Here is an 11,822-nt window from a genome sequence, read left to right as displayed (position 1 = left end):
CGGGAAGCTTCGTATTACCCGGCCGTCGTCAGCGGCATTATCCGCGGGCGGTAAAAAAGAAACCGCAGCGTTATCCGCTGCGGCGTCCTTAAAAGCTTAACTGACAAGCATTAGGCTGATTTAGCCGCCTTTTTTGCTTAGCGCTTCAGCGCTTCGCTCAGTTCTTCGCGCATGCTGGCCAGCATCGCCTTCACCACACGCGGGTTACCGGCCACCAGGTTGCCAGACAGCATATAGCCGTGGTTACCGGTGAAATCGGTCACCAGACCGCCCGCTTCACGCACCAGCAGTTCACCGGCAGCGAAATCCCATGGCTTCAGGCCAATCTCAAAGAAACCGTCAACGCGACCTGCGGCCACATAGGCCAAATCCAGCGCAGCAGAGCCGGTACGGCGGAAATCAGCGCACTGGGTAAACAGTTTTGCCACGATGTTGATGAATGGCGTGGCGTGCTGCTTCAGCTTGAACGGGAAGCCGGTAGCCAGAATAGTGCCGTCGAGGTCACGCGCCGTGCTGCCGCGCAGGCGATAGCCGTTAAGCTGCGCGCCCTGACCGCGTACCGCGGTGAACAGTTCGTTACGCATTGGATCGTAAACCACCGCCACTTCGGTGCGGCCTTTGATGCGCACGGCGATAGAAACAGCAAAGTGGGGCAGACGTTTGATGAAGTTGGTGGTGCCATCCAGGGGATCGATTACCCATTGAACATCCTGATCGTCGCCCGCCAGCTCACCGCTTTCTTCGGTGATGATGGTGTGTTGCGGGTAGGACTTGCGAATCACTTCGACAATCAGACGTTCTGCGTCGCGGTCAACATTGGTAACGAAGTCGTTGCTGCCTTTCTGGCTGGCTTCGACGGCGTCCGGGGTTTCATAATTCTTGGCAATTAAATTTCCGGCCTTGCGCGCTGCGCGCACGGCGATGTTGAGCATCGGATGCATCGGTATCTCTCACTGGATGTTAAAGAACGGGGTGAAAACGGCGCGGAGTATATCAGGGTGTTCAGCAAATGTCCTGCTTTTATGTTAGGATGCGCGCCATCATTTCCTTATCGCTATCTATTATGCTGCAAAATATCCGAATCGTACTGGTAGAAACCTCGCACACCGGCAACATGGGTTCCGTTGCCCGCGCCATGAAAACCATGGGCTTAAGCAACCTGTATCTGGTCAATCCGCTGGTGAAACCGGACTCGCAGGCCATTTCACTGGCTGCCGGTGCCAGCGATGTGATCGGTGAGGCGAAGATCGTCGATACGCTGGATGAGGCGATTGCCGGCTGTAGCCTGGTGGTGGGTACCAGCGCACGTTCGCGCTCGCTGCCGTGGCCGATGCTTGACTCGCGTGAATGCGGCATCAAAAGCGTGGAAGAGGGCCAGCAGGCGCCGGTAGCGCTGGTATTTGGTCGCGAGCGCGTGGGCCTGACCAACGAAGAGCTGCAGAAGTGCCACTATCATGTCGCCATTCAGGCCAACCCGGAGTACAGCTCGCTCAACCTGGCGATGGCGGTGCAGATTATCGCCTATGAAGTGCGCATGGCGTGGCTGGACGCGCAGGAGAAAGCCAGTCCGCAGCCGCAGTACGAAGCCTCGCCGTATCCGCTGGTTGACGATCTGGAACGCTTCTATCAGCACATCGAGCAGATGATGCTGAATAGCGGCTTTATCCGCCAGGGCACACCGAGCCAGGTGATGAGCAAACTGCGTCGCCTCTATACCCGTGCGCGTCCGGAGCGCGACGAACTCAACATTCTGCGCGGCATGCTGTCGTCGTTTGAAAAACCCAAAAACGACAAGGGTAATAGTTGAGTAAAACACCAGGTTAAATAGTTGAGCGAAATACTCGGTTAAATAGTTGACCAAAATACTCGGGAATGTCAGACTGGCCTCCATTCTTCAGATAACCCGCCGACTCGCTGGCGGACTCTTACGAGGTTGTATGCTATGAGACTGACATCCAAAGGACGTTATGCCGTAACCGCTATGCTGGACGTTGCCCTGCACTCGCACGAGGGCCCGGTACCGCTGGCCGATATTTCAGAGCGTCAGGGCATTTCGCTCTCCTATCTGGAGCAGTTATTCTCGCGTCTGCGTAAGCACGGTCTGGTGGCCAGCGTGCGGGGTCCGGGCGGCGGTTATCTGTTAGGCAAAGACGCCGGCGCGATTGCAGTTGGCGCGGTGATCACCGCGGTGGACGAATCCGTTGACGCCACCAAATGCCAGGGTAAAGAGGGTTGCCAGGGCGGCGAGCGCTGCCTGACCCACGTTCTGTGGCGCGACCTGAGCGAGCGCATCAGCGACTTCCTCAACAACATCACGCTGGCGGAACTGGTGAATAACCAGGAGATCCTCGACGTGGCCGATCGCCAGAACAGCGTTGATAATCGTCGCTTCCAGCAGCATCGCGTGCAGGAAACCATCAACGTCAATCTGCGCGCCTGATCCTCTCTCGTTCAGCCTCTGCTGTTAACCCAGGAGAGGCTGAATCGTGCTATAAAGACGTATGATTTTTTATACGGAGTTTTAGCGCAATGAAATTACCGATCTACCTGGATTACGCAGCGACAACGCCTGCGGATCCGCGTGTCGCCAGCAAAATGATGCAGTTCCTCACTTTGGATGGCACCTTCGGTAACCCCGCTTCCCGTTCCCACCGTTTTGGCTGGCAGGCTGAAGAGGCCGTTGACGTGGCGCGCAACCAGGTTGCCGAACTGATCAACGCCGATCCACGCGAAATCGTGTTTACCTCCGGTGCCACCGAAGCCGATAACCTGGCGCTCAAAGGCGCGGCGCAGCAGCATCAGGCGCGCGGTAAACACATCATCACCAGTCAGACCGAACACAAAGCGGTGCTCGACAGCTGTGCTCAGCTGGCGCGCGAAGGCTTTGACGTCACCTTTCTGCAGCCTGGCGCGGACGGCATCGTCACGCCTGCGATGCTGGAGGCGGCACTGCGCGACGACACCGTGCTGGTGTCGCTGATGCACGTCAATAATGAAACCGGCGTGATTCAGGACATCGCCGCGCTGGGCGCGCTGTGTCACGCGCGCGACATCCTGTTCCACGTGGACGCCACGCAAAGCGTGGGCAAACTGCCGCTCGACGTCAGCGCGCTGCCGGTGGATTTGATGTCGTTCTCAGCGCACAAGTTGTACGGGCCGAAAGGCATCGGCGCGCTGTGGGTGCGGCGTAAACCAAAACTGCAGATCGACGCGCAGATGCACGGCGGTGGTCACGAGCGCGGTATGCGTTCGGGGACCTTGCCGGTGCATCAGATTGTCGGCATGGGCGAAGCCTATCGCATCGCGCGCGAAGAGATGGCGGACGAGAGCGCGCGCCTGGCTACGCTGCGCCATCGTCTGTGGCAGGGCATCAGCACGCTAAGCGACATACAGCTCAACGGTTCACTCGAACAGGGCGCGCCGAATATCCTCAATATCAGTTTTGCCCACGTCGATGGCGAATCGCTGATCATGGCGCTGAAAGATCTGGCGCTGTCGTCGGGATCCGCCTGTACTTCTGCCAGCCTTGAACCTTCCTACGTTCTGCGCGCCATGGGCGTGGATCAGCAACTGGCTTACAGCTCGCTGCGCTTTTCGCTGGGTCGCTTTACCACGCAGGAAGAGATCGATTATGCCATCGGGGTGGTACATAAGGCGGTAACGCGCTTACGGGCGCTGACGCCGGCCACTTCCCGCTAAATTTTCGCCCTGCGCCGGTCAGTGCGCAGGGATAACAAACGCAAACGGAGCCACGCGATGACAACACAACCCATGACGATTACGCTCAGCTCCCAGGCCGCCGACGCGCGCTGGGGCGAGAAAGCCTTGCTGAGCAGCAATGAAAGTGGCATGACCATTCACCTGACCGGTGCCGATGCGCTGATGAGCATTCAACGTGCCGGACGCAAGCTGGACGGTCAGGGCATCCGCCACGTCGCGCTGAGCGGCGAAGGCTGGGATCTGGAGAAATGCTGGGCGTTCTGGCAGGGTTTCCGCAGCCCGAAAGGCCAGCGTCAGGTCGAATGGCCGACGCTGAGTGAGGCCGATCAGGCCGAATTTGATCGTCGCCTGAAGATCGTTGACTGGGTGCGCGACACCATCAACCTGCCCGCGGAAGATCTGAGCCCGGAGCAGCTGGCGCACAGCGCCATCGATCTGATCAGTGAAGCAGGCGGTGACGCGGTGAGCTATCGCATCATCAAAGGTGAGGATCTGCGTGAGCAGGGCTATGCCGGAATTCATACCGTAGGTCGCGGCTCGACGCGTCCGCCGGTGCTGCTGACGCTGGACTTCAACCCCGGCGGCGACGACAGCACGCCGGTTTACGCCTGCCTGGTGGGCAAAGGCATCACCTTTGATACCGGCGGCTACAGCCTGAAGCAGAGCGCGTTCATGGATTCGATGAAATCCGACATGGGCGGCGCGGCAACGGTAACCGGTGCGCTGGCGCTGGCGATTGCGCGCGGCCTGGATAAGCGCGTGAAGCTGTTCCTGTGCTGCGCCGATAACATGGTAAGCGGCAACGCGTTCCGCCTCGGCGACATCATCCGCTATCGCAACGGGAAATCCGTTGAAGTGATGAACACCGACGCCGAAGGGCGTCTGGTACTGGCCGATGGACTGATCGACGCCAGCGAACAGCGTCCGCAGCTGCTGATTGACGCGGCCACGCTGACCGGTGCCGCGAAAACCGCGCTGGGCAACGATTACCATGCGCTGTTTACCTTTGACGACGTGCTGGCGGAGTCGCTGCTGGGCAGCGCCCTCAGCGAGAACGAAGCCTTCTGGCGTCTGCCGCTGGCCGAATTCCACCGCAACCACCTGCCGTCCAACTTTGCCGATCTGAATAACATCGCCAGCGCGGCACATGCAGCGGGCGCCAGCAGCGCGGCAGCGTTTCTCTCGTGGTTCGTCAGCAACTATCAGCAGGGCTGGCTGCACATTGACTGCTCCGCGACCTATCGCAAAAGCGCGGTGGATCAGTGGTCTGCCGGTGCGACAGGCCTTGGTGTGCGTACCATTGCCAATCTGTTACTGAAATAATCCCGACAACGGCAGGCTGCAACCTGCCGTCTTTTTTGGAAGCCTATCCCTTATGAGTAACCGTCTTGAAGAGGTGCTGAAGCTGGCGGCCACCGAGCCTGCGCACCGTCCGGAATTTTTTCAGCTATTGCTGGAGGCCGATGTCTGGGTGCCGGGCGAAAGTCCCGCGGAGCAGTTTGATGCCACCTCACCGGTAGAATTACAGCACTGGGAAAAAGAGGGCGGCGGCAGCGTGATCCCTTTCTTTACCTCAGAAGCAGCGATGAGCGAAGCCATCCAGGGTGAGCAGCCGTACCTGCGTTTACCGACGCGCACGCTGTTTGAAATGACGCTGGGTGAAGCGCTGTTCCTCAACCCGAAACTGCCGGCCGGCAAAGAGTTTTCACCCGGCGAGATCGCGCATCTGCTGGGCGAAGAGGGCAGTGCGCTGAGCCAGCAAACGGTGCTGGAGGGCGGTCATGCATTGCTGCTGTCCGAAGTGGCCGAGCCGCCAGCGCAGATGATCGATTCGCTGACCCAGCTGTTTGCGAAATACAAACAGGTGCGTCGCGCCTACGTTGCCAACATTCGTGAGCGTGCCGATGAACAGGCGAATCTGCTGATTGGGATTGAAGCCGACAGCGATATTGATGCGATTATTCAGGCGGCCGGCAGCGTGGCGACCGATACGCTGCCCGATGACGCGCCGATTGATATCTGTGAAGTGGTCAGCAACGAGCAGGGTGTCAGCCATTTCTTCACCGCGCACATTACGCCGTTTTATGAGCGCCGCTGGGGCAGTTTCCTGCGCGATTTCAAAGGCAGCCAGCGGATTATTTAGTGCCGGTGCGCATCAGTGCGCCGGTAAATCGCACCGATGCCATGTAGGGTCGCCGTTTACGGCGACCGGTTACACGCACCACATCCGACACTTATTTCTCAATCGGTAAATCGTCGCGGCTGCCCCATTCTCCCCACGAACCGTCGTACAGCGTCACATCACGCACGCCCAGCGCGGTCAGCGCCAGAATTACCACCACCGCCGTCACGCCGGAGCCGCAGCTGGCGACAATCGGCTGATCCAGCTTAATCCCTGCCTTTGCAAACAGATCGCGCAACTCGGCGGCCGGTTTCAGCTCACCGTTGGCCACCAGATCGTTCCACGGCATATTCAGGCTGTGCGGGATATGGCCGCGCAGCAGGCCGGGACGCGGCTCATCCACTTCGGCATTGAAACGGTTGGCCGCGCGCGCATCAACAATCTGCGCGCCGCCCTCGTGGCTGATCAGCAGGACATCGGTCAGGCGCTTTACCTGGCTGCTGTCGTACTGTGCGTTGAACTCGCCCTCAGGCAAATCAACCGGACCGGTAGCCAGGCTGAAGCCAGCGGCTTTCCAGCCCTGCAGGCCGCCCGCCAGAATCGACACCTGTTCACAGCCAAAGGCGCGCAGCATCCACCAGGCGCGCGGCGCGGAAAACAGATTGCCTTCGTCGTATACCACCAGATGTTTATCCTGGCTAATGCCCAGCTCGCGCATCGCCACGGCAAAGGTCTCTGCGCGCGGCATCATATGCGGATACGGACTGGTGTGATCGGACAGCGCTTCGATGTTGAAAAAAGGCGCATCCGGCAGATGCCCGGCCAGATACTCCGCCGTGATATCGCGCACCGCTTCCTGACCTGGCGGCAGCATGCGGGCATCCAGCACCTGCAAACGCTCTTCGTGGTAATGTTCATTCAACCAATCAGCGGACACAAACATGGCTGTCATAGCAACCTCTTCTCCATCAGCGGCAAAGGCCCAGTGTCCGGGAATGTGAAGGCTATCTCAAGGGTAACATTGCTAAAGTTGGCGGCTTGATGTGAAATTGCGCAGCACAACACGTTTAACCTTTTGGGGCTGGTGAGGGAATTACCATGGCAAGATGTGTAAAACGACTGCTGTTCAGCGTGCTGATCGGCGGCGCATTACTGGGCGGCGCGCAACCGTCGCTGCAGGCGGCTGATACGCCTGCGCCGCAGGCCGCGACACGCGCTCTCGCGGTGATCGACCTTTCCGAGCTGCAGCTGGACGGCGCTGCGGCGCTGGTACTGACCTTTAACCGCGCGCTCGACGGTCAGCAGGATTTCAACCACTGGATCAGCCTCACCGATGACAGCAGCGGCAAGGTCGACGGAGGCTGGGAGCTGGCGCAGAACGGCAAAGTGCTGCGCTTCCGTCATCCGCAGCCGGCGCGCAAGCTCACCGTCACCGTCAATGCCGGCCTGAAGGCCGCGGATGGCAGTGCCTTAGCCAGCCCATTCAGCCAGACACTCACCACGCGCGACATCCAGTCGATGGTCGGTTTCGCCAGTCGTGGCTCGCTGCTGCCGCTGCGCCTGACGCAGGGACTGCCGGTGCTGGCGCTCAACGTTAACCAAATCGATGTTGATTTCTTCCGGGTGAAAAATGCCTCGCTGGCGGATTTTCTCGCCCAGTGGAATTACGGCAACAATTTGTCGTACTGGGAATCGCGCGATCTGCTGAAAAACGCCGATCTGGTTTACAGCGGCCGCTTCGATCTCAACCCGGCACGCAATACGCGGGAAAAAATGCAGCTGCCGCTCGGCGACGTCGCGGCGCTGAAACAGCCGGGTGTCTATCTGGCGGTGATGAAACAGGCCGGCACCTACAACTACACGCAACCTGCGACACTGTTCACCCTGAGCGACATTGGTCTGTCGCTGCACCGTTTTCCCACCCAGCTGGAACTGTTTACACAAAGCCTCGCCAGTGGCGATCCGCTGGCGGATGTCAGCGTGCAGTTACTGGATGAAAAAGGCCAACAGCTGGCGAGCGGCAGCAGCGACAGCGAGGGGCATCTGCGTTTAGCGGCTAACGCCAAAGGCAAGCTGCTGCTGGCGACCAGTAAAGGCCAGACTTCGCTCATCGACCTTAATCGCCCGGCGCTGGATCTGGCCGAATTCCCGATTGATGGCCCGCAAGGCTACGACAAACAGTTCTTCATTTTTGGCCCGCGCGATCTCTATCGCCCTGGCGAAACGGTCATCGTTAATGCGCTGCTGCGCGATGCCGATGGCAAACCACTGCCGCCGCAGCCGGTGAAAGCTGAAGTGGTGCAGCCGAATGGTGAAGTGGCACAAACCTTCGTCTGGCAACCAGAGAACGGCGTTTATCAACAACGTTTTGCCTTACCGGCCTCGGCGATGACCGGTAAATGGACGCTGCGTATTAACAGCGGTGACAACCAGCCGCGCACCTGGCCGTTCAATGTAGAGGATTTCCTGCCCGAACGGATGGCGCTGTCGCTTAAAAGCAACACTCAGCCCCTGTCGCCAGATGCCGACGTCACCTTTGCTGTTGAAGGCCGCTATTTGTATGGCGCACCAGCGGCAGGCAACGAACTACAGGGCCAGCTGTTCCTGCGTCCGGCGCGTGAAGCGGTCGCTGCGTTGCCAGGTTACCAATTTGGCGACATCACTGAGGAACTGAAACGTAGCCTTGATGATGTGGATGAAAAGCTGGACGACAGCGGCAGGCTGCAGCTTAAGGTCGAAAGCAGCTGGGCGGAGAGCCACTCTCCGCTCAACCTGATTTTGCAGGCCAGCCTGCTGGAGACCGGCGGTCGTCCGGTAACGCGCCGCGCCACGCAAGCGATCTGGCCTGCGCCAGCGCTGCCGGGCATTCGTCCGCTGTTTAACAGCGAATCGGTGTACGACTATCGCACCGATCGTTATAACGATGAGCCAACCGTGCCGGAAAACAGCCTCGCCGAATTTGACGTGGTGTACGCCAATGCGCAGGGCGAAAAGCTGGCGGCGCAGGATCTTGATGTGCGTTTGATCCACGAACGTCGCGACTACTTCTGGAGCTTCTCCGACAGCGAAGGCTGGCAGTCACGTTACGATGAAAAAGATCTGCAGGAAGAGCAGCAGCGCATCAGCATTGCGGCGGGCGGCAGCCAGAAAGTCAGCTTCCCGGTGGAGTGGGGCACCTATCGTCTTGAAGTGCATGCCGGTGACAACATCGTCAGCAGCGTGCGTTTCCAGGCAGGCTACTGGTGGCAGGACAACACCAACGGCACCGGCGCGCTGCGTCCGGATCAGGTCAAACTGAAGATCGACAAAGCCGCCTATCAACCCGGCGACACCGCGCGTGTCACGGTGGAATCCCCGGCGGCTGGCAAAGGCTATCTGCTGGTGGAGTCGAGCAGCGGCACCTTGTGGTGGCAACCGCTGGATGTGCCGGCGGGCGGCGCTACCATTAATGTGCCAGTCAGTGCGGAGTGGAAACGCCACGATCTCTATCTCAGCGCGATTGTGGTGCGCGACGGCGACAAAGCGAACGGCACCACGCCAAAACGCGCGGTCGGCTTGTTGCATCTGCCGATGGCAACCGCCGCGCGCCGCCTGACGCTGGCGCTTGAGGCACCGGACAGGATTCGGCCGGAACAAACCGTGCAAGTCAAGGTTAAAGCCCGACGCGAAGGCGGTGCGCTGCCGCAGCAGGTGCAGGTGTTGCTGTCGGCGGTGGACAGCGGCGTGCTGAGCATTACCGACTATGCCACCCCCGATCCGTGGAACGGCTTCTTTGGCCGCAAGCGCTACAACGCCGATCAGTATGACGTGTTCGGACAGTTGATTGAGGGCGGTGGCAAACTGGCGGCGCTGCGTTTTGGCGGTGACGGGGATGATGCCGATGCGCTGTCGCGCGGCGGTAAAAAGCCGGTCACCGAGGCGCAGATTGTGGCGCAGCAGCTGCAGCTGGTGACGCTGGATGCCAGCGGCGAGGGCACGCTGGAACTGCCGGTACCGGCCTTCAACGGCGAGCTGCGGCTGATGGCGCAGGTGTGGAGCGAAGACAGTTTCGGCGCGGCGGATCGTAAACTGGTGGTCGCCGCACCGCTGGTAAGCGAACTGGCGACGCCGCGTTTTCTTGCCAGCGGCGATCAATCAACACTGGCGCTGGATTTGACCAACCTTACCGATCAACCTCAAACGCTAAACGTCACGGTTAGCGCCAGCGGCTTGATTGCACTCAACGGGCAAATCCCGGCCAGGGTGCAGCTGGCGAAAGGGGCGCGAACCACGCTGTCTGTCCCGGTTAAAGCGCAGGACGGTTTTGGTGAGGGCGACGTGCAGGTGACCGTTTCGGGGCTGAGCCTGCCGAACGAGACGCTGGCACCGAGCGTGCGCCGCTGGAAGATTGGCGTGCGTCCGGCTTATCCGGCGCAAACCCTGAGTTTCGATAACGTAATGAACAGCGGGCAGCGCTGGCAGGTGATGGCAAGCGCTTTCAACGGCCTGCAGGCTGGCACGCTGAACGGCCAGCTGTCGCTGAGTTCTCAGCCGCCGCTGAATATCGCCAGCTACATCAGCCAGCTTTACGCTTATCCCTATGGCTGTCTGGAGCAGACCGCCAGCGGTATCTGGCCTTCACTTTTCACTAATCACGCCCAGCTCAGCGCGATGGGCATCAAAACCAGCAGTGATGAGGCGCGCCGCGCGGCAATTGACACCGGCATTGCGCGCCTGGCCGGCATGCAGCGCGGTAACGGCAGCTTTGGCCTGTGGAGCAAAGAGAGCAGCGAGGAGTTCTGGCTCACCGCTTACGTCACTGACTTCCTGCTGCGCGCCAGCGAAGCGGGCTACAGCGTGCCGGAGGGCGTGATTAATCGCGCCGACCAGCGCCTGCTGCGTTATTTGCAGGATCCGGCGCAAATCGAAACCAGCTGGAGCAGCAATGCCGATGCGCTGCGTTTTAGCGTGCAGGCCTATGCGGGGCTGGTGCTGGCGCGTCAGCAGCAGGCGCCGCTCGGCGCGCTGCGGGCGCTGTATGACCAACGCGCCCAGGCGAAGTCCGGACTGGCGCTGGTGCAGCTTGGCGTGGCGTTGCAGCAGATGGGCGATACGCAGCGCGCGCAGCTGGCGCTGATGCAGGGCATCGCGCTGCAACGCCAGCCTGACATGTGGCTGGGCGATTACGGCAGTCCGCTGCGTGACCGCGCGCTGACCCTGGCGCTGCTGACGGAAAATCAGCTGCTGCCGGCGCAGCAGGGGCCATTGCTGATTGAACTGGCGCAAACGCTGCACGGGCAGCGCTGGTTCTCCACCCAGGAGAATAATGCGCTGTTCCTCGCCGCGCGGACGCTGCAGCAGCATCCGGGTGAGACCTGGCAGGCCACGCTGCAGGACCAGCCGCTGCGCAGCGATCGGCCGCTGAGTCTCGGGCTGAGCGCGCCGCAGTTGCAGCAGGGCCTGACGCTGACCAGCGACACGCCGTCGCCGCTGTACGGCACGCTCAATGTGGTCGGCTATCCGCGCACCGCGCCGTCACCGGTCAGCAACGTGCTCAGCATCAGTCGCGAATACTTCACGCTGGACGGCAAGCCGGCCGATCTCAACAACCTCAGCAGTGGTGAGCTGCTGGTGGTGCGGCTGAAGGTGGGTGCCAGTCAGCGCGTCAGCGATGCGCTGGTGGTGGATCTGCTGCCGGCCGGACTGGAGCTGGAAAATCAAAACCTGAGCGACAGCAGCGCCAGCCTGGGCGACAGTGCCGATGCGCTGAAAGAGAGCATGATGGACATGCAGCAGGCCAACATCAAACATCTTGAGTTCCGCGACGACCGCTTTGTCGCGGCGCTTGCGCTGGATGGCTACACGCCCGGCACGCTGCTGTATCTGGCGCGCGCGGTGACGCCGGGCAGTTATCGTCTGCCGCCACCGCAGGTGGAGTCGATGTATGTGCCCGCGTGGCGCGCCATCGGCACCACGCCGGAAAAACTTCATGTGCGTTAAG

At 60.4% G+C, this 11,822-nt stretch carries 8 protein-coding genes; 6 read left to right on the top strand and 2 right to left on the bottom strand.

Annotated features, from left to right (window positions below):
* Positions 1–137: 137 nt before the first annotated feature.
* Positions 138–941, bottom strand: a complete 804-nt coding sequence (gene suhB, locus CBW22_RS23650; RefSeq protein ID WP_058758291.1) for an inositol-1-monophosphatase — start codon at positions 939–941, stop codon at positions 138–140.
* Positions 942–1,063: 122 nt separating this feature from the next.
* Here suhB and trmJ point away from each other — a divergent pair, with 122 nt between their 5' ends.
* The 5 genes from trmJ to sseB all read left to right on the top strand — a co-directional run bounded on the left by trmJ (position 1,064) and on the right by sseB (position 5,863).
* The gene (trmJ, locus tag CBW22_RS23645) at positions 1,064–1,807 is read left to right on the top strand and encodes a tRNA (cytosine(32)/uridine(32)-2'-O)-methyltransferase TrmJ (protein WP_031279390.1); all 744 of its coding nucleotides are present in this window, start codon (positions 1,064–1,066) and stop codon (positions 1,805–1,807) included.
* Between the two features lie 135 nt (positions 1,808–1,942).
* Positions 1,943–2,440: a Fe-S cluster assembly transcriptional regulator IscR gene (iscR, locus tag CBW22_RS23640; protein WP_031279392.1), complete on the top strand. Its 498-nt coding sequence runs from the start codon at positions 1,943–1,945 to the stop codon at positions 2,438–2,440.
* An 89-nt stretch (positions 2,441–2,529) separates the two neighbouring features.
* Complete coding sequence (locus tag CBW22_RS23635) at positions 2,530–3,699, top strand: IscS subfamily cysteine desulfurase (protein WP_088518037.1); 1,170 nt, start codon at positions 2,530–2,532, stop codon at positions 3,697–3,699.
* Between the two features lie 57 nt (positions 3,700–3,756).
* On the top strand, positions 3,757–5,043 hold the full coding sequence (pepB, locus tag CBW22_RS23630) for an aminopeptidase PepB (protein WP_088518036.1): 1,287 nt from the start codon (positions 3,757–3,759) through the stop codon (positions 5,041–5,043).
* A gap of 52 nt (positions 5,044–5,095) precedes the next feature.
* Positions 5,096–5,863: an enhanced serine sensitivity protein SseB gene (gene sseB / locus CBW22_RS23625; protein ID WP_088518035.1), complete on the top strand. Its 768-nt coding sequence runs from the start codon at positions 5,096–5,098 to the stop codon at positions 5,861–5,863.
* Between the two features lie 91 nt (positions 5,864–5,954).
* Here the strand turns inward: sseB and sseA are convergent, their stop codons facing one another.
* Positions 5,955–6,794, bottom strand: a complete 840-nt coding sequence (gene sseA / locus CBW22_RS23620; protein ID WP_088518034.1) for a 3-mercaptopyruvate sulfurtransferase — start codon at positions 6,792–6,794, stop codon at positions 5,955–5,957.
* A 146-nt stretch (positions 6,795–6,940) separates the two neighbouring features.
* Here sseA and CBW22_RS23615 point away from each other — a divergent pair, with 146 nt between their 5' ends.
* Complete coding sequence (locus CBW22_RS23615) at positions 6,941–11,821, top strand: alpha-2-macroglobulin family protein (protein WP_088518033.1); 4,881 nt, start codon at positions 6,941–6,943, stop codon at positions 11,819–11,821.
* Position 11,822 lies beyond the last annotated feature (1 nt).

The organism is Pantoea sp. VS1 (genome assembly GCF_002207995.1).
Classification (GTDB): domain Bacteria; phylum Pseudomonadota; class Gammaproteobacteria; order Enterobacterales; family Enterobacteriaceae; genus Pantoea; species Pantoea dispersa.
This window is presented reverse-complemented; position numbering and strand designations above follow the sequence as displayed.